Below are 22,107 nucleotides of genomic sequence, written 5' to 3'. Positions count from 1 at the left end.
GGTGGCATAATCTCACTCAGCTAAGGGATCCGAAATTCGCGGGCAACGTCAATTGATGAGCAACACCATCCGGGCTGATATGGGGTATGACAACAGCTTTCGCCCATGCCAGATGCAAAAAACGGAGCGTGCGCGAGCACGATCCGTTCGGGAGAAATCACTTACGACGGGTTATGCGGCGAGGGGTTCACCCTCGTTGTCATCGGGGCCTACATCTTCGCCGGTCATGCCCGCGAGCAGCTTGCTTTGCCAGTCGCGCTTCCGCAGCTCAAGTTCGTAGTCGTAGAACTCATGGCCGACGTAGGCTCCCGTGTTCTCGTTGAACTGGAGGTCAACGAGCAGCGTCAAACCCTGATAGACGCGATGAGGCCTAGCAACGGGCTTGTACCCCTTATCCTGCAAAATCATTCCGAGCCGTTTGCGGGAGTAGGAGAAATTGTATTCTGCCTCGCTCCACGCCTTGAAGAACTTATAGGCGTCACCGAAGTGGATCTCGCCATCGGGATCGTCGCGGGTGAATTCCGACAGCCAGCTTTCGACAACGTCCATTTCGCCACGGTATTCGGACACCTCATTCGTGATGATCGCCGGCTCCTTAAGCTTGTAGCCGTTATCGCGCCACTGCTGGCAGCCAACAAGCGCCCAGTTCAGGATACCCGGGAGTTCATCACGCAGCTTGCGTTCAAGGTCGGGGTCACGTTTCTCGGGCGGAATCGTAACCGTGAACGGGATCAGCTTCATGCGACGCCAGATGCCGTGATCGTTGCCCTTGATCGTTGGCTTGTAGTTTCCGGCGAGCCAGAGCTTGAAGCGAGGCGTGAACGAGAACGCATTCTGGTAGAGCATGCGAGCGACAATGTCTTCGCCGCCCGTATACCACTTCACCGTTTTCTCGCTGAAATGGCGTCCCTCTTCGACCTCGCTCATAGCGACGAGACGTTTCCCGACGAGGCGTGCGACTTCACTGCTTGAGGCATTCGAGGACATAGCTTGCCCGCCGTTCTTGTCGAGCAACATGTCGCCGTTCGCCTGTGCTCCGAGATCTCCGAAGAGAGCCCGCAGCAAATTGAGAAAGGTCGACTTCCCGTTTGCCCCGCTGCCGAAGGCAAAGAACAGGGCATGTTCCGAGGTTTGACAGGTCAGCGTATACCCGATGGCGCGGCGCAGGTACTCCACAAGCTCGACGTTCCCGTTCATGATTTCCAGCAGGAAGGCTTCCCACCGCGGGCAGGTTGCATCCGGATCGAAGTTCACCCCCGCAGTCTGCGTGATGTGCAGCGCGGGGTCCATCGGCATGAACTTGCCGGTCCGCAAATCAACGAGGCCGTTCTTCGCGGGGAACATCCATTCCCCTTCATCGAGGTTGCTGGCCGAGACGGCGATGCCGGGTTCGGACCTGAACAGTTCGACGGCATCCTTGAGCGCCTTATTGCTTTCGCTGTACTTCGCGTGATCCATCAGTTCACGGCGATTGCCTGGATTAAGGCGGCGAATCTCGTCGTGGATCATCGGAATGATTTCGCGGGCGAGCAGCAGCACGCGAAGTTCATCGATGAAACGCCAGGCACCGGACGGGGATTTTTCGAGCCAGCGCTTCATCTCCGAAACGTACCGGAGTGTGTCGCTGTACAGTTCTGACATCCGTTTCGCATTGCCGAGATCGGTTGCACGAGAGACGCTATCGTTGTTCTTCTGGTGCGAGCTAGCCACGTTCGCGGCAATCTGGGATACCTCCGATTCAGACAGTGGCGGGTCGCAATTTGTGGCGTTGTACTCCAGCAGTTCCTCCTCCAGCAGGTCGGGGTTCAAACCTGCATTGAGCAAAGAGAACCCCTCGAACGCGACAGATTCGTTGCGATTCCCGATGGTAGCGGATTTCGATTTGGCGGATTTCCGCTTGCGCGGTTTCGTGCCTTGCGTCGAGCAGAGCAGTTCAAGCAACCACGCAGGGGCACGAGAGATCGGCAGTACGGGTTCGTCGTAAAAATAGGGCTCGTCGTTGATGATCGACGGGGGAGCGAGACAGTAACCGCCTTCCGCTTTCACATCGACGCGAGGCAGGAAGTTGATCCTGCTCGGGACCTTCAGGTTCTCTGGATACCTGTAGATGAGGTGATACCCACCCGATGGCGTAAACACTTTGCGAGTTGGCGGAAGTGGGCCATGTTCTTTCTCCAGCCGACTGATCGACTTGAGGCCGGTGGCATCCCCGTTCTTCACATCGACATCGACAACGAGCACATATCCGGACGCCGGTCCGGTCGCGTACGCAACGTTGTAGTCGGCGCATTCATTCGCCCATGCGCGATGCTTGTCGGGGTCCATGTTCGCGTCCTTGAATCCGTGCTGCGTGGCGGGAACCTTATCGTTCAGGCGGATAGGAAGCGGGGCGAGACCTTCGGCTGCGAGGTCAGAGTATTTTTTGACGTGGTCTATATTCATAGTTAGGAATGCAAAAAAGATGGCCGGGAAATGGTGCGAGTACCATCTTCCGGCCACGAGTCAACGTTGGTTGAGAGTTATTTGCCCGGGAGCAGGCAGGTCAGATATGTCGTTGTTAGGCGGTCTCAGGAGTTAGGCATGCGTCATTGCTTCCTTATCGACAGGCAAGTCGTAAGGCATGCCAAGGTCGGTTGTCGTGCAAACGGCGTTGCATTCGTTGCAGACGAAGCCATACGGTTTCCCGTTCATCCCGATGATGGGAGTTGGGCTATGCGTAATCGGGTACCTGGGGCAGTGAATATAGTCCCCGATCTTAAGGCTGGAGAGGGGCTGCGGCGCGTCGTGTGAGTTGATCGGCCGAACGGGGTACTCGGGAGGCAGATCGCATACCCAATCCTCGGGGCCAATCCATTTCAGGAGGCCCTCTTGCATAAACAGGCTTACGATTTCCATAGGATCACTAACATAAGTGGTGTTGTGGTCGTTGTTCATGAAATTTCCTTTTAAAGATGGTTGCCAAGCCGTTCACGCTGAACGTTGCCGGATCGAAATCGGAAGGCGAGGGTGTGCCTCGTCGCACGTTGCTTCGTTGCCGAGTGACTGTGCAGGAATTCGATGGACCTGACTTTACGGAGGCGGAGGGCGTTACACAAGACGAACAACTGCCAAACGCATCTGGGTGAAGTATGAGTCTGCGAAATCCAGAAAATCGAATGCGCGGGCTAGAAGGTAGTTACAAATCGACGAGGTTGGGGAAGAGGGGGCGCAATATTTGTAACAGGCCTTCTCGGCTCGTTTGGCGCGTCGGAGATGCACGTTTTCGGTCAAGGCACCCCTCAGGACTCGGGTGTGCGTTTTTCGTCGCGGCAAACTCGGGTAAACACCTATAAAAGGCTGGATTGTTGTCGCTTTTTTGCGTCAATCTAGTATAAACCCGTATTTTTCCGACTCGGGCATTCCTGGATCGGCCGGAGTCATCGCAAGAATTTCGACGGGGCTTGCGCAGGTCATGCTCGGAACAGGCGGCGAGCACACAAATCTATCTCTTCAACTTATGCAGCTTTCGTGGGCGTGCGGCCATGCCCTCGGCCCTTTGCTCGGCGCGCGAGCAACAACATCACCAAACGATTCAACGATTTCATCAATTTTCAGAAAATTTTCTCTATCTCTTCTTCTATATAAAAACTTTCTAAAAACAAGAAAATTGTTTAATCGTTTAAAGAGCGGTTCCCTTCTGTTGGATGTGAAAGAAATCTCATCCCCACAACAGGGGGGGGGCGGTCGGCGATGGCGAGCACGCGGATTGGCCGGGATGGCCCTACGGCAGAATCCTAGAAAGCTGATGATCTAGCTCGGAAATTCCCGGTAGATCAAGGGGATAGAGGAGATGCGGGTGAGGGTGACGTGAAAACTGTCGCTGTTGCTCGACGGATTTCGCGATGGTCGCCGTCGTGTCGATCACAGGCGCGCTCGACGTTGCCCTGAAGGGCAGTCTGCCGGACCCTGGACGCACTTTCAACGAACGGAGTGCTGTCATGGTCGACCAGAAGCAAGGTGCAACGAGCAAGGACGAGAAAGCGGGGAAGCCGGTTGCTGCTGACCAAAAGCCGGTGATTCCCGCAACCAGTTCGACGGGAAATGATCCCGCAGTGAAGGCGGCACCGGCTACGCCGACGAAGATGGAGTTGGCGACGGAAATCTACAAACGGATGCGGACCGTCAAGGACGTGACCCGGAAGGACATCATCGAGAAGTTCATCGCCGAGGTGAAGCTGACGAAAGCCGGCGCGAGCACCTACTACCAGATGATCAAGGACAAGCACGAGCCGATGGGCAAGAAGTAACTGTCGGCGCTGTGCTGATTCTGCCGAGATGGCTCCTACGGGAGCCTCTTATGAGCCGAGTGGCTGGCCTCGGATAGATTGCCGCTAATGTGGGGGGGGAATGATGGTGCCGTAGTCGTCCGGAGTGATCTTGCTCGGAAATGATATGGACTTCTGGGCAGCTTCAATTCGCTCTGCAGCACGTCGTTTTGCTGCATTTAATACCAGTTCCTCCCGTAGCTTATGCAGGCTCAAAACTCCACCGAACAGACCAGCAAATTTCACGACGACGAACGTTATCGACGCGGATAGAAGTAGGCTGACAGCTGGTGCGAAATTAATCGTTCGCCCAGATTGTAATGAGATTGTGGTTCGATCCTTCAAAACGCTCGCTATCACAACCAGCGCAAATGCGACAATTGCGCTTGCTAGAAGCCCAAGCCAATAGTGCTGCTGATTGCGCAATCCTTTGGAAAGACGCTCGGCCTCATTGGGGGTTAGATCGTCGGATTGCAAGAAATTGGCAGTAACCGGGATCACTTGAATTAGGGCAGCGGCGATCAGCCCGAGAAACGCAAGTAGCCCCTGGTTCATATCGATCCAAAGGCCGAGCGGCACCCACTGCCAACCTATAGCGGCAGCAATCAGGGGCAACAATAATCCCGCCGCCCATTTCATGTCAGGTGCCCGGGTCGTCCGATATCTTGCCGTTGTTGTACATGACGTTGTACGCCTCGTACATAGCTCGCAAGACATCTGTAGGGTCAAGCAGCGAACCGACCTTCACGTTATCTCCCACGCCAGCTTTGATCAACTGCACGGATGCGTTGTGGTGCAGCCGTACACTACCGTCTGATGATTTACTCATGCCACGCGCCTTCACTTGTAACTGGCTGTCCGGAAGATTGCGAAGCCCAGTTTCAAGTTGGCGCAGGCCAGCTCGGCTGACAGAACGCTTGCGCGTCTTGTAGCCGATATGCACTTCGACGCGCAAGTCCGCATCCGGTGGCACGGATTGCATGACCTTATCGACGTTGGCATCGCCTCCCAGCAACGTTTTGAGAATATCCCAGGCTTGTGCCCACCCAGTGGTGCGTGCGGTGCCAACTTCCCCGTGCTGGGTGATTTCCCGTTCCTGCGGTGCTGGTGGTGTATCGGATTCCTCTGCGCGGTGTGCTGGCGCGGCTACACCGCCGACAACAATCTCTTGAATGTCGTTCAAATCTCCGCCCACCAATTGCTCGTCGAATCGCGCAGCGAGCACGATTTGAGGGGCAGGTTGTGGAAGTGTCGCGGTCAGTTCGCTGAGGAGCCACGCTAAGTAAGATTCCAGTTCCTCCGTTCTCAACGACATGCTCTGGATGACGAAGACATGATCGCCTTTGATCATCCAAAACATCTCGGAATGCACGTACTCTGTCAGCGACGGAGCTGGCATCTGCTGGACGGGCGCAACCGCGACATCAGTTTGAGCAACGGTGAAGAGAGCTTGTAGATGCCCCTTCGTAAAATGAATCACGTCCCCAAAAACGAGGGGCGTTTCATCCGCAGCTCGGTCGTAGAATGTATTCACAAAGTAGTTGTCTTCGCCCAGAGCCCTGACACGGGTTCTAAAGCGATCCCGGACTCGATGGCCGTCAACATTCGCCTCCATTGCTGCGCGAACGTGTTGTTCCAGCGTGCCCGCAGGAAATCCGCCGTTCCTGTCGAGCTTCCGATAGTGAATCGTTACCTGCTTTCGTTCCCCGGCCATTGGTCCCTCATGCACGTTCTTTTTGTGGTGACGGAATGATAGCGCGTCAACCATCACAAAGTGCTGTATGTTTGTACAGTATAGCAGGCAATCGATGGCGTACCGAGAATTGGGCAAATTCACTTGGAATTCGTATGTTGCCTCACGCGATCGCGTGACGGAGATAGACGAGGAAGCCGTCCAGTTGTTGTTGCTGATGACCCTATCCGGCACAATAGCTTCGTTCGGTAGCGCCCACGGGCATCTCTGCGGGTTGCGCTGCACGTTACCAATCGGCCGTCTGGCGCCCATGCGAGCGATCGCGTGTGCGTGACCGGCGGAATCAGGGGCGGGTCCGAATCGCAAGATGCGGTCCGCAACGAGGATGCCGAAGGGGCGACCGGGTCGCTTTCTGTCCCTAGAGCTGTTGGGAAGGCGATTAACAAACGTGTGGGGCATCCCCGAGGCAGGGAGGCGGGCGCGCCGGCAACGTCGCGGCGCATGTCTTCAAAACACCGCCCTCGTTGCGCCGGCCGGAAGCTGGTCGGCGCGGCCCTGGCCGCCATCGCTTGCATCACCGGAATCAAAACCAGCGTAATGGAGGTGGGAATGAGAAGCATTTGCATCGAGGCGGCCGCTTCGGTCGAAGTGCTGCGCCCACGGGCATCTCTGCGGGTTGCGCTGCACGTTACCAATCGGCAACCTGCGCCCATGCGAGCGATCGCGTGTGCGTGACCGGCGGAATCAGCGGCGGGTCCGAATCGAAAGATGCGGTCCGCAACGAGGATGCCGAAGGGGCTTTCAGCCGCTGGTCTAGGGAGGATGTTCAACGCCAGCGAAGCACCTGAGATATGGCTAGAAACGCGTACCATACTGCCCTGTCACTTGATGCCCTACGCGCGGCGTGGGGCATTCTATTTAAGAAATCTTCACCTCGATCCCACAATACTACGGGCGTCGATGACATCTCCATCAACGACTTTCGTGCTGACGAAAAGGCTCGTCTCAATCGATTGGCTCGCGATTTGCACCGCAAGGCGTTCCAGTTTTCCGATCTTCGACCACACCTCATTCCGAAGTCTTCAGGAAAGGATCGGTTGATCTGCGTTCCGACGGTCCAAGATCGCATTGTGCAGCGAGCGCTTTTGAATTTCCTTTCGGATCGCTACGCAGATCGACTTGCTAACAAGATCAGCTATGGCTTCGTGACGAATCGTGGGGTGAAGAAGGCTGTTCACGACGCTTGTGAGATTCGAGCGAAGTATGGATGGGTCTACAAGACAGATATCGCGTCTTTTTTTGATTCCATTGGTCGGTTGCATCTTGAGCGAGCGCTGAAGGCTGTCATCCGAGAGCGCTCCCTCCATCCGCTGCTGGTGCAGGCAATTGGTTGCGAGATTTCCGCGACGAAGGGGAGCGTTGCGAAGAGGATTAATCGACTCGGCATTAAAGCCGGGCGAGGCGTGCGACAGGGAATGCCGCTATCCCCATTCTTTTCCAACATCATGCTGGCTGGGTTTGACCGCGCGATTGCGCAGCAGGGTCTTCGTGCGGTCAGGTATGCAGACGACTTGATTTTCTTTGCCTCATCTCGCGGTGAGTGTGAGGGCGTGGCTGAATTCTGCGCGCATCATCTTGCCCCGATCGGATTGACTGTACCACCGGTTGAGCCCGGTTCGAAGTCAGTGATATACGAACCCGATCAGGCTGCCGAATTTCTTGGCGTGAGCTTGGTTCGCCACCAGTCAAGCTACCGACTTGAACTGACGCAAGAGCAAATCGTAGCGATTCGCGATGACTTGCTTAAGCTTGGCTCGGTACAAGAACTCGTGACACGAGGGATAGCGCTACCAAAGCTGGGCCACACGCTTATGCTGAGGCGAAACGGATATCTGGCAGCTTACGACATGTGCCACAACGTTGAAGATCTGGGGCGCGAGTTGGATAAGTTGGAGCAGCGGGTGCTCCGCAGGATCTACAGCGAGGGGCTCGGAATCGAACTAGCCAAGTTGCCGCCGGTGGCTCGCAATTTTTTGGGGCTGAGCTGAATTTGCGATCCGACGATCGGTGGCGGCCCGTGTTTCTGATTCGATGTCGCCGGTGAGTTGATGCAATATACGATCGCTATATCGTCAGCTTCTTGCTATTGGCGCTGGCGTGAAAACTGGCATCGCCGTGAACCCAGCATGAACAGTGGAGCTGCGTGGGGCCGGCAAAAAGCCCGACGTGAGAACGCGCACGATTAGTGGTTCTTATTAACGCGCCGGGGCTTGGGAAGCTGAGGTAATGGCCATTATACGACGCCCGCGGAATTGACGATTCTACAGGGAAACGCCGCCGCAAGGCAAGCGCGGACGGGGGCGCACGCACCGCCCGACATCCGAACGTCCAGCGCGCGGCAACCGTGAAGGTGGCCGATTGCAAATGATTCGAATCGCATAGCGCACTGGATCGCGTTTATCCTCGCGCGTTGCCCGTTCCCGAATCGCGACGCGCTCCGCCGCTCGATTCGCGCACGCCGAAATCACCGCGTTCTGCGATTGCGGATGCAACGGTTTCAAGTCGAGCATCGCGTCGCGCCGCCATGGCTCAGGGAGCGCGTTGGAGGCCGACTTCATCGACCGCGATTCACCGGCCGAATCGCGAGCGGTCGAAGCCGTATTGTGCGGCGATGTTTCCGGGGCATCCCGGTTACGTCGAGCTCGATTTCTTCGGAAACGGGCTACCGGATCCCGAGCATCTGAACCTGAAGCCGTCGCCGTATCGCGTGTTCGAAAGCGATCGATTGCTGCGAAACTGAAACGATGCGCTCGTCATTGCCGTCGTCGTCACACGCCGACCAACCGCAACCCGACCAGCACCGCCGCCCCCGCCGCGATCAACACCAGCGCATGCACACGCGTATACATCACGCACAGCGTCGACGCGACCGCAATTGCGCGTGCCGGCCAGCCGCCGTCGAGCGCCTGCAGCAGCACCCACACCGAAGCGGCAATCATTCCCGCCGCCACCGGCCGCAGCCCGGCTTCGAGTGCGATCTGCCAGCGCGCGCCCTGATGCCGCCGCCACAGCCGCGCGACGCCGTAGATCAGAAACGCGGTCGGGCCGAACAGCGCGAGCGTCGCGATCACGGCACCCCAGAACCCGGCGACCTGCCAGCCGATCAGCGTCGCGAGCAGCGAGCCGGGGCCGGGCGCCATCCGCGCGATCGCGAAGTCGTTGACGAATTGCGCGGCCGTCATCCAGTGATGCACGTCGACCACCTGCCGCTGAATGTCGGCGATGATCGCCTGACCGCCGCCGATCGTCGCGATCGACAGCGGCGCGAACACACCGAACAGCGCGGCGTAGCGCGACGCGGCCGTCATCGGTTGCGGCTTCCTTCCGCGCGCGCGCCTGCGCGGCGGTATTCGAATGCGACGCTGAGCGCACCGCCGATCAGCACGGTCCACACGAGCGGCCAGTGCAGCACGGCGACCGACACGAAGGTGGCCGCCGTCACTGCGAACGGCAGCACGCCGCGCGGCAGGCGGCGTACCGCGGCGATCGCCATCGAGACCGACAGCCCGATCGCCGCGGCCGCCGCGCCGGCGAGCGCGACGTGCGTAAGCGGAAAGCGCGTGAGCGCCGAGAACGCGACGCCGAACAGTACGATCAGCACGGCGGGCGGCACGACGATGCCGATGAAGCCGGCCAGTGCGCCGCGCCATCCGGCGAGCCGGTAGCCGATCCAGATCGCGAGGTTCTTCACGTTCACGCCCGGCAGCGCCTGCGACAGCGCAAGACCGTTGAGGAATGCTTCTTCGTCGAGCCAGCGCCGTTCGTGCACGAAGTCGCGCATGATGCGGCCGCTCAAGCCGCCGCCGAAACTCGTCAGGCCGATCTGCGCGAACGCGATGAACAGCGCGGCGACGCCGGGACGCGGTGCGCGATGGTCGGGAACGGCGCAAGAGGAGGGGGACGGCGGCGGCATCGGTTCGACGGTATCGGGCGACTGGCGGGGCGGACATGTTAGCAAGCGGCGCCTGTCGCGATGCTGACAGCGGATCGGCATTTGCGTCATCGTGCGTCGCGACGTCCGAACCGGCGTATGATCGCGACGCCGCTCGCGCAACGTCCGTCGTTCGTCCACCGCTTCATTCATCATCATGTCCACTTCCGATTCGACCGATTCCGCCGATGCCTCCGGCGCCGCGCCGCTGTCTGCCGATCTCGTCGCAGCCGCCGTGGCGGCGCTGTCGCGCGCCGACGCATTGCTCGTGACGGCCGGCGCCGGCATCGGCGTCGACTCGGGGCTGCCCGACTTTCGTGGCACCGACGGCTTCTGGCGCGCGTATCCGGCGCTGCGCCACGAGCGCTTCGAATTCCACGAAATCGCGTCGCCGCAGGCGTTCCGCGCGCGGCCGCAACTCGCTTGGGGCTTCTATGGCCATCGCCTCGCGCTGTACCGGTCGACGGTCCCGCACGCGGGCTTCGCGATCCTGCGCCGCTGGCTCGACGCGATGCCGAACGGCGGTTTCGTGCTGACGAGCAACGTCGACGGACAGTTTCAGAAAGCCGGTTTCGATCCGGCGCGCATCGTCGAGATTCACGGGTCGATCCATGCGCTGCAGTGTCTGCGGCCGTGCTCGGACGACACATGGGACGCCGCGCCTTTCATCCCGGCCGTCGACGAAGCCGCATGCCGGCTCGTCGGCGAGCCGCCGCGCTGCCCGCATTGCGGCGGCCTCGCGCGGCCGAACATCCTGATGTTCGGCGACGCGGGCTGGCTCGGTGCGCGCTACGCCGAGCAGGAGCGTGCGCTGCAGCAATGGATCGCGCAGGCCGGGCGCGTCGCCGTCGTCGAGATCGGCGCGGGCACCGCGATTCCGACGGTGCGCATGATGAGCGAGCAACTCGGCGCCGACGTGATCCGCATCAATGCACGCGAAGCGCATGCGCGGCGTGCGGACGTGATCGGCCTGAAAGGCGGCGCGCTCGCGACGCTGAACGCGCTCGACGCGGCCTGGCAGCACGCATAGGCACGATCGCCGATCGCCGATCGCCGGTTGCCGGCACGCGGCGAATCCGCCTACATTGCTGGCAATGCCGCGGATGCGCGCGCCGCGCGGATCCGTGCCGGCATGCCTCGCCATCGCGGGGCGGCGGCCTGCCGGCCGCTTCATCGAACGGGAGCGTCCGTGTTTTATTCGATCGTCGCGATCTTCGTCGGCGCCGGGCTCGGCGCGTTGCTGCGCTGGTTCCTGAGCCTCGCGCTCAATGCGCTGTTTCCCGCGGTGCCGCTCGGCACGCTGGCTGCGAACCTGATCGGCGGCTACGCGATCGGCGTTGCGGCCGTCGTGTTCACGGCGCGTGTCGGCCTGCCGCCGGAATGGCGGCTGTTCGTGATCACGGGTTTCCTCGGCGGCCTGACGACGTTCTCGACGTTTTCGGCCGAAGTGATGACGCACGCGCTGCAGGGCGAATCGGGATGGGCGTTTGCGGTGGCTGCCCTACACTTGACTGGATCGTTCACGCTGACCGCGCTCGGGATGTGGACCGCGCGTGCCTGGCTTGCGGCGACGTGAGCGCGCCGGCGACGGAGGGGGCGATGGACAGGGTGTTCTTGCGCTTTTACGTGCACGAGCAGCATCGGCTGCACTGGAAGCCGCTATGGGAATGGCTGCTCGAGGAGGCGAACCGGATGGGCGTCGCGGGCGGCTCCGCGTTTCGCGCGATGGCCGGTTTCGGTCGGCATCGCGTGCTGCACGAGGATCGCTTCTTCGAACTGCAGGGCTCGCTCGCGATCGAGGTGGAGTTCATCGTCACCGAGGAGGAGGCGCAGCGGCTGCTCGAACGGCTCTCGCGCGAGAAGCTGCGCGTGTGCTACGCGATGATTCCGGCGCGCTTCGGCGTGATCGACACGCTCGCTACGCCGCCGGCGCCGGGCGCGGACGCGGGCGCGTAGCGTGCGCGCTCAGATACCGAACATCGTCAGCGACACGGCCGCGCGCGTGACGATCATCATCAGCACCTGGACGATCACGAACAACAGGATCGGCGACAGGTCGATACCGCCGAGGTTCGGGATCACGCGGCGCAGCGGGTTCAGGAACGGCGCGGTGAGCTGGTAGAGGATCGGCATCGCGGGCGAGCGCGGGTTCAGCCACGACAGCAGCGCCATCAGGATCGTCATCCAGATCACGAGGTTCAGCGCCCACTTGACGACGGTCAGCAGCGCGACGGCGACGACGGTCGGAATCACGGCGGCCGGATCGAAGCCGGCCATCGCGACCATCAGCACGACGTAGACGAGCGCGGTGAGCAGTGCGGCCACAACGCTGGCCCAGTCGATGCCGCGTACGCCGGGAATCGCGCGGCGCAGCGGCAGCACGAGCCAGTTGGTCGCCTGCAGCACCGCCTGCGTGACGGGGTTGTACGGCGGCACGCGAACCGCCTGCATCCACACGCGCAGGATCAGCGCGGCGCCGAACAGCGTAAACAGCGTATTGAGTAGAAAACGGGCGATCTCGCCGAACATCGTTGGCATCCTTTTTATACAGTCGAGTAGCGTGCGGCCGCCAACGCCGGATGGCGGCGCATCGGCCGACACCTTATCACGCCTGGTGTTGCGGCGGGGAGGGGCGCTCTGCCGCGCGCGCGAGCGCGGTCTCGACGATCTCGGTCAGCGCGGGCAGCGACGCGGGCGGCGCGGCGCGCTTGGCGGCCAGCGCGATCGCGCGGCGCGTCATCAGCGCATACAGCGTCGCGTGGTCCCCGCCGCGCGCATCGAGCAGCGCGAGCTGACGTTCGACGATTCCCGTGTCGCCGCGCGATACCGGCCCGGCAAGCGCGTTCGCGAGCCCCTTGTCGCGCGCGGTCTCGATCGTGCCGGCCAGCATCGGCAGCAGCGCGCGCAGCGCGGCTTGCTCGTCGAAGCCGAGGCCGCGCCAGAGCTCGACGGCTTCCGCGAGCCCGCAGAGCGCGAAGCTCGCCGCGTAGTGCGCGGCCGCGTGGTACAGCATGCGGCCGCCGGCCGGAATCGACAGCGGATGACAGCCGAGCGCCGCGACGAGACGCAGCAGCGTCGCGTGCAGCGCGCCGTCGGCTTCGATCGTGACCGAGCAGCCGTCGATGCGCGCGAGATCGGCGTCGGTGCCGCCGAACAGGTACAGCGGATGGAAGCCGCCCGTCGCCACATGCTGGCGTTTGGCCGGATCGAGTACCTCGACGACCGACGCGCCGCTGCAATGGACGATCGCCTGCTGCGCGGCGCGCGACGCGTCGAAGCGCAGCGCGGCGGCGGTCGACGCGAGATGGTCGTCGGGCACCGTCAGGAAGATCAGGTCGGCGGCGTCGACGACATCTTGCGGCGTATCGACCGCGCGGCATCCGTCGATCCGCGCGGCCAGCGTGCGGGCCGATTCGGACGTGCGGCTCGCGATCGCGACGACCGGAAAGCCGGCGTCCGCGAAGCGCTGTGCGACGCAGCGCGCGAGGCGGCCGGCGCCGATGAAGCCGAGGCGGGGCGTGTCGGGAAGGGGCATGGCGAAAGCGGTACGTCAAAACGGGACAGCCGCCAGTATCGCAGGAATGGGGCGGCGACCGCGGCGTGCGGAAGGCGCGGTCGAGACAGCGCGCATGCGCTGTGGCGATCCGCTGATTCCGCCGATGGAGACGCGCTGAACTTTCGCGAACCGCTGATACGCGAGCGCGCGCGGAGAATCGACCCCAAATCGATTGCGCCACGCGCCTCTTGAATCGTCGGCATTTCGTCTCAAATTTGTAATCGTTCATTACGAATGCGCGCGATGACGCCGTTCGCGACGCGGTAAGACTGACCGATCGTCGCTGCGCGGGTCGACCTGCCGGGCGGAATTGCGCGGTGCGCAAGGCGTGCGACAGCGGCCGGGCGCCGCGCGGCGCGGCCGTGCGCGGCGCATCGAATTGCAATTTGCAACAAATGGACGATACGCGCGGCGCGGGTTTTCGCTACATTGCTTGCATGCGACGCGCACGTCCGCCGTTGCCGACCGGAGCGCATAAATTACCGCTCCAGCAGGAGAATCGAAGTGAAAAAGCTCATTCCGTTCATTGCCGCCGCCGCGCTTGGCCTCGGTGCCGCCGGCGCCGCACAGGCCCACGTGTCGATCGGGGTCGGCATCGGTGTCCCGGTCGCTCCCGCTTACCCGGTGTACGCACCGCCGCCGCCCGTGTACTACGCGCCGCCGCCGCCGCCGGTCGTCTATGCGCCGGCGCCCGCCTACTACGCACCGCCCGCCGTGGTCGTCGGCGGCTACTACGGTCGCCCGTACTGGCACCGCGGCTGGGGCCATCACGGCTACTGGCGTCGCTGACCGATGCGCGCGCGGCAAGGCCGCGCGATGCAAAACGGCGCACCGCTCCGGCAAGGGGCGATGCGCCGTTTTTCATTGGGCGCGCGGATTGGCAGCGCGGCGCGGATGCGGGTGAGGCGAAACGGTCGACCGCGTACGGGCTGATCGCGCGACGCTGCTGCGCGTCCTCCCGCCTTCAGACCGCGTGCGCGATCAGATCGCGATAGCCGCCCACGATCACGCTATAAGAAAAGTAGGCGAACAGCAGCGCGGACGCGACGTGGCACGCGCGCATCAGCCGCGCGCCGGCACGTTTGCGGCCGTGGCTCGCGAGCGTGCACATGAAGAGCGTCCAGGCGAGCCCGCCGAGGAAGAAGCCGGACAGAAAGACCGACGCGGTCGCCGCGCTGGTCGCGCCGGCCTTTGCGATCAGCGCGCCGCCGACCGCCGCGAACCAGAGGATCGCGCTCGGCGACGACATCGCGAGCAGCATTCCGCGCACGAAGCTGCGCCGCGCGCTGGCCCGGGGCGGCGTGACGTCGGCATCGCGGTCGGGCGCTGCGGCCGGCGACAGCGCTTCGCGCGCCATCTTCCAGGTGAGAAACAGCAGCACCGCGCCGCCGCCGATCCAGACGACCCAGCGCACCGGCTCGAACTGCAGCAGCACGGCCATTCCGGCGAGCGCGAGCGCCGCATAGACGAGATCGCCGACGCACGAGCCGACGCCGAGCCAGAAGCCCGGCCGGAAGCCGTGCGAGAGCGTCAGCGACAGCATCGCGACGTTGACGAGGCCGATATCGAGACACAGCGACAGCGACAGGAAAAATCCGTCGGACAGCATCGAAGCGGGGGCGAAATTCATCGTCGTTCCAGTGCGGCGGCTACGCTCAAAGCCCGATGTCCTGCCACAGCCGATCGACGCGCGCCTTCACTGCGGCGTCCATCTCGATCGGGCGGCCCCATTCGCGGTTCGTCTCGCCGGGCCACTTGTTGGTCGCGTCGAGCCCCATCTTGGAGCCGAGACCGGCGACCGGCGACGCGAAGTCGAGATAATCGATCGGCGTGTTGTCGACCATCACGGTGTCGCGCACCGGATCGACGCGCGTCGTGATCGCCCAGATCACTTCCTTCCAGTCGCGGATGTTTACGTCCTCGTCGACGACGACGATGAATTTCGTATACATGAACTGCCGCAGGAAGCTCCAGACGCCGAACATCACGCGTTTCGCGTGACCCGCGTAGCTCTTCTTCATCTGGACGATCGCCATCCGATAGCTGCAGCCCTCGGGCGGCAGATAGAAGTCGGTGATCTCCGCGAACTGCTTCTGCAGCAGCGGCACGAACACCTCGTTCAGCGCGACGCCGAGGATCGCGGGCTCGTCGGGCGGTTTGCCGGTGTACGTGGAGTGGTAGATCGCGTCGCGACGCATCGTGATCCGCTCGACCGTGAACACGGGAAACCACTCCTGCTCGTTGTAATAGCCGGTGTGATCGCCGTACGGGCCCTCGAGCGCATGCTCGTACGCGGCGGCCGCCTGGCCGGCCGGGCGCGGCGGTGCGCCGGCCGGCGCCGGGGCCGGCGTGCCGTCCTGCGGATAAATGAAGCCTTCGAGCACGATCTCCGCGCGCGCGGGTACCTGCAGCGTATCGACGCCCGGCGTCAGGCATTTCGCGAGCTCGGTGCGGCTGCCGCGCAGCAGCCCGGCGAACTGGTATTCGGACAACGAATCGGGCACGGGTGTCACGGCGCCGAGCGTCGTCGCCGGATCGGCGCCGAGCACGACCGCGACCGGATACGGCTTGCCCGGGTTCTTCAGCGCGAATTCGCGGAAATCGAGCGCGCCGCCGCGATGGGCGAGCCAGCGCATGATCAGCTTGTTGCGGCCGATCAGCTGCTGCCGGTAGATGCCGAGGTTCTGGCGCGGCTTGTTCGGCCCGCGCGTGACGGTCAGCCCCCACGTGACGAGCGGCCCCGCGTCGCCGGGCCAGCAGGTCTGGATCGGCAGCTTGTGCAGATCGACGTCGGCGCCTTCCCACACGATTTCCTGGCACGGCGGCGACGAAACCGTCTTCGGCGCCATGTCCCAGACGGCCTTCGCGAGCGACAGCAGCTTGCCGGCGTCCTTCAGGCTCCTGGGCGGATCGGGTTCCTTCAGCGCGGACAGCAGCCGGCCGAGATCGCGCAGCGAATCGAGCGCGGCGTCGTCGCCCGCGTCGACGCCCATGCCGAGCGCGACGCGCCGCGGCGTGCCGAACAGGTTGCCGAGCACCGGGAACGCATAGCCGGGCGGCGCCTCGAACAGCAAGGCCGGGCCGCCGGCCCGCAGCACGCGATCGCACAGTTCGGTCATTTCGAGCACGGGCGACACGGGCTGCGTGACGCGCCGCAGTTCGCCGAGCGCCTCGAGGCGCTGGATGAAATCGCGTAAGTCTTTGTATTTCATGAACAAGGTCCGGGCCGCTCGCAGCGCGGGCGACGGTGGGCGGGCGCAGCGTCCGGCTGCGGCCCCGAATCGAGCGCCGATTTTACCCGGCCCGCCGTCCGCGCGTCCGGTCTCGAAAAAAGTCGATCGCGCGCAAACCCCCTACGGCAGGGCGATTCCGTTCTGAAGGGTCACGGTAAATTACTTTTTGTTATAATTTGAAGGTTTTGTAGTGTTGACGATCTATAAAACCCTGCTAGAATCCGCTCACATTGGTTGCAGGGTAAAGGCTTCGAGCCGCCAATCACCGATCCTTGACGCAGCGCGTCACCGTCCGCCGAAACCTGCACGGCGTGTTCGACGGTCTTGAGTCGTAGTCTCGACCAGCGCCTCCTGACGCTGGTTTTTTGCGTGGGTGCCACCGCGTATGCCCGCCTCGCCCACTGTGCGAAGGCGCCGGCCCAGTTCTACACCGTGGCCTCAAACGGTACTTATACCGTTTCCCCGATGCCTGTACGTCCCAACCAAGACGTGCGGCGTCGTGATTCAGCGGCGCGTTTTCTGTCTCGCCAGCGAGCCGGGCGAGCCGCACGAGTCATGTTCATGGGAGATGATCTGAATGAACGCTTGGTTATCGTGGCGTCCTAACGAGCGGCATGCGCAATTCGTGCGCGACATGCTGCGTCGCGGGACGCGTGTCAGCCACCATCTGTTCAGCGTCGTCGGCTGTTTCGCCGTCGCCATCGCGCTTGCGCTCTGGCTGCTGCCGACCGTGCGCGGCACGCTGGCCGCAAAGCTGATGCCGATCGTGTCGGCGGCCGTCGAGGCCGGTCCGGCGCGTCTGCTGTCCGGCCATCCGCTGCCGAATTTCGCGCCGGCCGGCGCACAGCCGCAACCGCAAGACGACGGTCCGGAGACCGATGCGCTCGCCGCCGATCTCGATGTCGCGGCGGAAGCCACGGCCGCCGCGCAGAACGACGCATCGGACGTGGCCCGCAGCGGCCCGTCGCCGGTGGCGCTCGCGAAGCTGATCCCGACACAGCGCGTGCCGGCCGATGCGCGCGACGATCGTGCGCTGGCCTCGAACCGCGAACAGGCGCTCGTCGCGACGTATCTGTCGCGCCGCTATCACGTCGCGCAGGAACCGCTCGGCCGGCTCGTGAAGGCCGCGTTCGAAACCGGCCGCGACGTCGGCCTCGATCCGCTGCTGCTGCTCGCCGTGATGGCGATCGAATCGGGCTTCAATCCGTATGCGGAAAGCGGCGTCGGCGCGCAGGGCCTGATGCAGGTCATGTCGAAGGTGCATTCCGACAAGTTCGAATATTTCGGCGGCACCGACACGGCGCTGCAGCCGATCGCGAATCTGCAGGTCGGCGCGCTGGTGCTGAAGGACTGCATCGCGCGCGGCGGCTCGCTGGCGAACGGGCTGCGCCTGTACAACGGCTCGACGAATCCGGACGACAACGGCTACGGTCAGAAGGTGATGGCCGAGCGCGGTCGTCTGCGCGATGTCGCCCGCGGCCGCAGCGTGCCGATCAATGCGCCGCAGGCGCCCGCCAAGCCGATCGTCACCGCAGCGGTCACGACCGCGGCGGCCGGCGGCGCGAAGCGCGTGCACGTGACGCTCGACGGCGCACAGCCGCTCGCCGCGAAGACCGCGCCGCCGAAGGCGCCGCAGCAGGCCGACGCGAGCGTCGATACGTCGAAGCAGGCGCGCGACGATCACTCGGATCTCGGCGCGTAACGTCGGATTTACTCCGCGCCGAAATGGAAAAAGACACCCTCGGGTGTCTTTTTTCGTTTGGAGGGGCGCAGCGGCGCGATCGCGCCGCGGCGACTCAGCGCTGTCCGAACAGCGTGGCGAGCCGGTCGACCGCTTCCTCGAGACGCGAATAGGCAGTCGCATAGGACAGCCGGATATAGTCGTGCGGCGCATGAACGCCGAAGTCCATCCCCGGCACCAGCACGACGCCCGCGTCGTGCAGCATCGCGTGCGTGAGCGCCGCGCTGTCGCCGGCCGCCGGATGAGCGACGCCGCCGCAGTGCGCGTAGACATAGAACGCGCCGTCCGGCATCACGGGCACGCTGAAGCCGAGCCGCTCGAGCGCCGGCGCGATGAAATCGCGGCGACGCTTGAATTCGAGGCGGCGCGCCTCGTAGATGTCGAGCGATGCCGGCTCGAAGCACGCGAGCGCCGCGTGCTGCGCGAGCGCGGACGGGCAGATGAACAGGTTCTGCGACAGCTTCTCGAACGTGCCGACGAGCGCCGGCGGCACGACGAGCCAGCCGAGCCGCCAGCCGGTCATGCTGAAGTACTTCGAGAAGCTGTTCACGGTGACGATGTCGTCGCCGAACGACAGCGCGGAGACCGGCGGCGCATCGTAGCTGAGCCCCTGATAGATCTCGTCGACGATCGCGAAGCCGCCGCGCGCGCGAACCGCTTCGACGATCCGCTTGAGCTCGTCCGGCTCGAGCGACGTGCCGGTCGGATTCGACGGCGACGCGAGCAGCACGCCGCGCGTGCGTGCGTTCCAGCGCGTGCGCACGTCGTCGGCGGTCAGCTGGAAACGCGCTTCCGGGCCGCTCGGCACGAGCACCGGCCGGCCTTCGGCGGCCGCGACGAAGTGCCGGTTGCACGGATACGAGGGGTCGGGCATCAGCACCTCGTCGTCGCGGCCGACGAGCGCGAGGCACGCGAGCAGCAGCGCCGCCGACGCGCCGGCCGTCACGACGATCCGCTCCGGCGCGATCGTCAGGCCGTAGGCGTGCGCATAGTGCGCGGCGATCGCCTCGCGCAGCGGCGCGATGCCGAGCGCGCTCGTATATTGCGTGACGCCGCGGCGCAGCGCGGCCGCCGCCGCTTCGACGACTGGCTCCGGCGCGGTGAAATCGGGCTCGCCTATGCCCATGTGGATAACGTCGCGCCCGGCAGACTCGAGCTGCTGTGCCTCCTTCATCAGTTCCATCACGTAGAAGGGCTGGATCGCGTCGACGCGGGCGGCGAGCTTGACGAGCGAATCGGCGGTGGTGTTCATCGGTCGGGGCGGTTACGCGCGTAAAACGGAAAACGTCGGAAACGTCGGAAACGTCGGAAAGGGGCGAAAAAAACGGGCGCTTGCGCGCCCGTCCGGAACAACGGAATCAGCCGTTGCGGCGCGCTTGCGTTTCGGCCGGCCGCAGCTTCGCGGCCAGCTTGTCGAGCACGCCGTTCACGTACTTGTAGCCGTCCGAGCCGCCGAACGTCTTCGCGAGTTCGACAGCTTCGTTGATGACCACGCGGTACGGCGTTTCGATGTGGTGCGTGAGCTCGAACGTCGCGATCAGCAGCACCGCGCGTTCGACCGGCGACAGCTGGTCGATCGGGCGGTCCAGCGACGGCGTCAGCGCGTCGACGAGCGTGGCGTGCTCGCGGATCACACCGTGCAGGATCGCGTCGAGCAGCGCCTTGTCAGCTTTGTCGTACCCGAGCGCGCCGCGCAGTTGCGCGTCGATCTCGCCGGAGGACGCGTTCGACAGCAGCCATTGATACAGGCCCTGCGTCGCCAGCTCGCGCGATTGTCGGCGGGCGCTCTTCTTCATGCGCGCTCCTCTTCGTCGTCTTCGTCCTCTTCTTCGTCCTCGTCGTCGTCGCCGAGCTGGTCGAGCGCCATCGTCAGGTTGGCCATCTCGACGGCGACGCGCGCCGCGTCACGACCCTTTTCGGTCATGCGCGCGACGGCCTGCTCGTCGTTTTCGGTCGTCAGCACCGCGTTCGCGATCGGCACGTTGAAGTCGAGCGCGATGCGCGTGATGCCGGCGCCGCTTTCGTTCGACACGAGTTCGAAGTGATACGTCTCGCCGCGGATGACCGCGCCGAGCGCGATCAGTGCGTCGAACTGGCCGCTTTCCGCGAGCTTCTGCAGCGCGAGCGGGATTTCCAGCGCGCCGGGAACCGACACGAGCAGCACGTCTTCGCCGGCGACGCCGAGGCGCTCCAGTTCTTCGACGCATGCGTCCGCGAGGCCGTTGCACACGGGCTCGTTGAAGCGCGATTGCACGATGCCGATACGCAGGCCGTCGCCTTCGAGATTCGGTTGGTATTGTCCGATTTCCATGATCTGTCCGTGGTTGGATGAACGGTTATAGGGCGAAAGCGCCGTGGCGGGTCACGCGTGCGGCGCCGGGCAGGGCTTGGCCTCGCCGCCGGGCATCGGAACGAAACCCGTCACTTCGAGACCGTAGCCGGACATGCTGCCCAGCTTGCGCGGATTCGACAGCACCTGCATCTTGCCGACGCCGACATCGCGCAGAATCTGCGCGCCGATGCCGAACGTCTTGAAATCGACCGGCCGGCGCTTCAGCGCGGCCGCCTTTTCTTCCTCGTCGAACGCCTTGAAGACGTCGACGAGATGTTCCTTCGTATCGCCGCAGTTGAGCAGCACGACGACGCCGAGGTCGCGCTGCGCGATCTCGCGCATCGCGGCGTCGAGCGTCCACGAGTGGGTCGACACGCCCGTTTCGAGCAGATCGAGCACCGACAGCGGCTCGTGCACGCGCACCGGCGTGTCGGCGTCCGGCGACGGCTGGCCGCGCACGAGTGCGATGTGCGGCGAGCCGGTCGGCTGGTCGCGGTAGAGCACCGCGCGGAACGCGCCGTGCGCGGTCTGCATCGTGCGCTCGGCGACGCGCTCGATGATCGATTCGGTGCGGCTGCGGTAATGGATCAGGTCGGCAATCGTGCCGATCTTCAAACCGTGCTGCTGCGCGAACTCGATCAGATCGGGCAGGCGCGCCATCGTCCCGTCGTCCTTGATGACCTCGCAGATCACCGCGGCCGGCGTGAGGCCCGCGAGCGCGGTGAGGTCGCAGCCCGCCTCGGTGTGCCCGGCGCGCACGAGCACGCCGCCCGGCTGCGCCATGATCGGGAACACGTGGCCCGGCTGCACGATCTGCTCGGGACGCGCGTCGTGCGCGACCGCGGTCGCGATCGTATGCGCGCGGTCGGCTGCCGAGATCCCGGTCGTCACGCCTTCGGCGGCTTCGATGCTGACCGTGAACGCGGTGCCGTACTGCGTGCCGTTGCGGTACGTCATCAGCGGCAGTTGCAGCTGCTTGCAGCGTTCCTGCGTCAACGTCAGACAAATGAGGCCGCGGCCGTACTTGGCCATGAAGTTGATCGCTTCCGGCGTGACGAATTCGGCGGCAATCACGAGGTCGCCTTCGTTTTCGCGGTCTTCTTCGTCGACGAGGATCACCATCCGGCCGGCTTTCAGCTCGGCGATGATGTCGGGCGTGGAGGCGAGCGTCATAAGGGGGCGAGAAAGAGGAAAGTGCGTATTTTACGCTAGGGAAACGCTGATTTATTCGGCTCGGCGGTCATCGCAGACGTAGCC

Annotated in this window: 21 protein-coding genes; 7 read left to right on the top strand and 14 right to left on the bottom strand. The window is 63.6% G+C overall.

The features are described 5' to 3' along the window. Positions 1 to 171: 171 nt before the first annotated feature. Together ACSHSS_RS26390 and ACSHSS_RS26385 are read right to left on the bottom strand one after the other, a co-directional pair. A complete protein-coding gene (locus tag ACSHSS_RS26390; protein ID WP_006409623.1) occupies positions 172 to 2,442 on the bottom strand; it encodes a phage/plasmid primase, P4 family in 2,271 nt (756 codons plus the stop codon). Positions 2,443 to 2,574: 132 nt separating this feature from the next. Beyond that, a complete protein-coding gene (locus tag ACSHSS_RS26385) occupies positions 2,575 to 2,934 on the bottom strand; it encodes a hypothetical protein (protein WP_045594016.1) in 360 nt (119 codons plus the stop codon). 1,043 nt (positions 2,935 to 3,977) lie between these two features. Between ACSHSS_RS26385 and ACSHSS_RS26380 the strand changes: the two genes are divergently transcribed. After that, positions 3,978 to 4,286 carry a hypothetical protein gene (locus ACSHSS_RS26380; protein WP_006409620.1) on the top strand — a complete coding sequence of 103 codons (309 nt, stop codon included), beginning with the start codon at positions 3,978 to 3,980 and terminating at the stop codon, positions 4,284 to 4,286. Between the two features lie 84 nt (positions 4,287 to 4,370). On the opposite strand, the gene ACSHSS_RS26375 is transcribed toward ACSHSS_RS26380, so the two are convergent. Both ACSHSS_RS26375 and ACSHSS_RS26370 read right to left on the bottom strand, forming a co-directional pair. Then, a complete protein-coding gene (locus tag ACSHSS_RS26375) occupies positions 4,371 to 4,943 on the bottom strand; it encodes a hypothetical protein (protein ID WP_140401768.1) in 573 nt (190 codons plus the stop codon). Between the two features lies 1 nt (position 4,944). Continuing rightward, on the bottom strand, positions 4,945 to 6,282 hold the full coding sequence (locus tag ACSHSS_RS26370; protein ID WP_141110011.1) for a hypothetical protein: 1,338 nt from the start codon (positions 6,280 to 6,282) through the stop codon (positions 4,945 to 4,947). A 566-nt stretch (positions 6,283 to 6,848) separates the two neighbouring features. On the opposite strand from ACSHSS_RS26370, the gene ACSHSS_RS26365 reads away from it, so the two are divergent. Then, a complete protein-coding gene (locus ACSHSS_RS26365) occupies positions 6,849 to 8,045 on the top strand; it encodes a reverse transcriptase domain-containing protein (protein WP_035946364.1) in 1,197 nt (398 codons plus the stop codon). A gap of 780 nt (positions 8,046 to 8,825) precedes the next feature. On the opposite strand, the gene ACSHSS_RS26360 is transcribed toward ACSHSS_RS26365, so the two are convergent. Both ACSHSS_RS26360 and ACSHSS_RS26355 read right to left on the bottom strand, forming a co-directional pair. Further along, on the bottom strand, positions 8,826 to 9,365 hold the full coding sequence (locus ACSHSS_RS26360; protein WP_217262470.1) for a chromate transporter: 540 nt from the start codon (positions 9,363 to 9,365) through the stop codon (positions 8,826 to 8,828). Then, positions 9,362 to 9,970 carry a chromate transporter gene (locus ACSHSS_RS26355; protein ID WP_053297560.1) on the bottom strand — a complete coding sequence of 203 codons (609 nt, stop codon included), beginning with the start codon at positions 9,968 to 9,970 and terminating at the stop codon, positions 9,362 to 9,364. The genes ACSHSS_RS26360 and ACSHSS_RS26355 overlap by 4 nt, the downstream gene beginning before the upstream one ends. 175 nt (positions 9,971 to 10,145) lie before the next feature. Here ACSHSS_RS26355 and ACSHSS_RS26350 point away from each other — a divergent pair, with 175 nt between their 5' ends. The 3 genes from ACSHSS_RS26350 to ACSHSS_RS26340 all read left to right on the top strand — a co-directional run bounded on the left by ACSHSS_RS26350 (position 10,146) and on the right by ACSHSS_RS26340 (position 11,944). Then, positions 10,146 to 11,018 carry an SIR2 family NAD-dependent protein deacylase gene (locus ACSHSS_RS26350; protein WP_445545728.1) on the top strand — a complete coding sequence of 291 codons (873 nt, stop codon included), beginning with the start codon at positions 10,146 to 10,148 and terminating at the stop codon, positions 11,016 to 11,018. Between the two features lie 159 nt (positions 11,019 to 11,177). Next, positions 11,178 to 11,564 (top strand): fluoride efflux transporter CrcB, encoded by a 387-nt coding sequence (crcB, locus tag ACSHSS_RS26345; protein WP_006409624.1) that lies wholly within the window; start codon positions 11,178 to 11,180, stop codon positions 11,562 to 11,564. Positions 11,565 to 11,587: 23 nt separating this feature from the next. Beyond that, a complete protein-coding gene (locus ACSHSS_RS26340; protein ID WP_048805127.1) occupies positions 11,588 to 11,944 on the top strand; it encodes a DUF190 domain-containing protein in 357 nt (118 codons plus the stop codon). Positions 11,945 to 11,953: 9 nt separating this feature from the next. On the opposite strand, the gene ACSHSS_RS26335 is transcribed toward ACSHSS_RS26340, so the two are convergent. Both ACSHSS_RS26335 and ACSHSS_RS26330 read right to left on the bottom strand, forming a co-directional pair. Continuing rightward, the gene (locus tag ACSHSS_RS26335; protein ID WP_006400835.1) at positions 11,954 to 12,517 is read right to left on the bottom strand and encodes a YggT family protein; all 564 of its coding nucleotides are present in this window, start codon (positions 12,515 to 12,517) and stop codon (positions 11,954 to 11,956) included. A 76-nt stretch (positions 12,518 to 12,593) separates the two neighbouring features. Then, entirely contained in the window at positions 12,594 to 13,523 is a 930-nt protein-coding gene (locus tag ACSHSS_RS26330; RefSeq protein WP_445545727.1) for a Rossmann-like and DUF2520 domain-containing protein, read from the bottom strand. Between the two features lie 525 nt (positions 13,524 to 14,048). Here ACSHSS_RS26330 and ACSHSS_RS26325 point away from each other — a divergent pair. After that, a complete protein-coding gene (locus ACSHSS_RS26325) occupies positions 14,049 to 14,333 on the top strand; it encodes a hypothetical protein (RefSeq protein ID WP_039225088.1) in 285 nt (94 codons plus the stop codon). Between the two features lie 175 nt (positions 14,334 to 14,508). Here the strand turns inward: ACSHSS_RS26325 and ACSHSS_RS26320 are convergent, their stop codons facing one another. Together ACSHSS_RS26320 and ACSHSS_RS26315 are read right to left on the bottom strand one after the other, a co-directional pair. After that, a complete protein-coding gene (locus ACSHSS_RS26320; RefSeq protein ID WP_445545726.1) occupies positions 14,509 to 15,174 on the bottom strand; it encodes a LysE family translocator in 666 nt (221 codons plus the stop codon). 25 nt (positions 15,175 to 15,199) lie between these two features. Further along, entirely contained in the window at positions 15,200 to 16,756 is a 1,557-nt protein-coding gene (locus ACSHSS_RS26315) for a UbiD family decarboxylase (RefSeq protein ID WP_035949600.1), read from the bottom strand. Between the two features lie 598 nt (positions 16,757 to 17,354). Between ACSHSS_RS26315 and ACSHSS_RS26310 the strand changes: the two genes are divergently transcribed. Next, positions 17,355 to 18,479, top strand: a complete 1,125-nt coding sequence (locus ACSHSS_RS26310; RefSeq protein ID WP_006410520.1) for a transglycosylase SLT domain-containing protein — start codon at positions 17,355 to 17,357, stop codon at positions 18,477 to 18,479. Positions 18,480 to 18,573: 94 nt separating this feature from the next. On the opposite strand, the gene ACSHSS_RS26305 is transcribed toward ACSHSS_RS26310, so the two are convergent. The 4 genes from ACSHSS_RS26305 to ribBA form a co-directional block, all read right to left on the bottom strand. Then, on the bottom strand, positions 18,574 to 19,770 hold the full coding sequence (locus ACSHSS_RS26305; RefSeq protein ID WP_445545725.1) for a pyridoxal phosphate-dependent aminotransferase: 1,197 nt from the start codon (positions 19,768 to 19,770) through the stop codon (positions 18,574 to 18,576). 106 nt (positions 19,771 to 19,876) lie between these two features. Then, positions 19,877 to 20,314, bottom strand: coding sequence for a transcription antitermination factor NusB (nusB, locus tag ACSHSS_RS26300; RefSeq protein WP_006400827.1), 438 nt, complete (start codon positions 20,312 to 20,314; stop codon positions 19,877 to 19,879). Continuing rightward, entirely contained in the window at positions 20,311 to 20,829 is a 519-nt protein-coding gene (gene ribH / locus ACSHSS_RS26295; RefSeq protein ID WP_006400826.1) for a 6,7-dimethyl-8-ribityllumazine synthase, read from the bottom strand. The genes nusB and ribH overlap by 4 nt, the downstream gene beginning before the upstream one ends. A 51-nt stretch (positions 20,830 to 20,880) precedes the next feature. Next, the gene (gene ribBA / locus ACSHSS_RS26290; protein ID WP_006410516.1) at positions 20,881 to 22,023 is read right to left on the bottom strand and encodes a bifunctional 3,4-dihydroxy-2-butanone-4-phosphate synthase/GTP cyclohydrolase II; all 1,143 of its coding nucleotides are present in this window, start codon (positions 22,021 to 22,023) and stop codon (positions 20,881 to 20,883) included. Between the last annotated feature and the right edge of the window lie 84 nt (positions 22,024 to 22,107).

The sequence above is a fragment of the Burkholderia sp. BC1 genome, assembly GCF_052683555.1.
The sequence above is the reverse complement of the archived record's forward strand: the minus strand, read 5'-3'. Positions and strand labels throughout refer to the sequence as shown.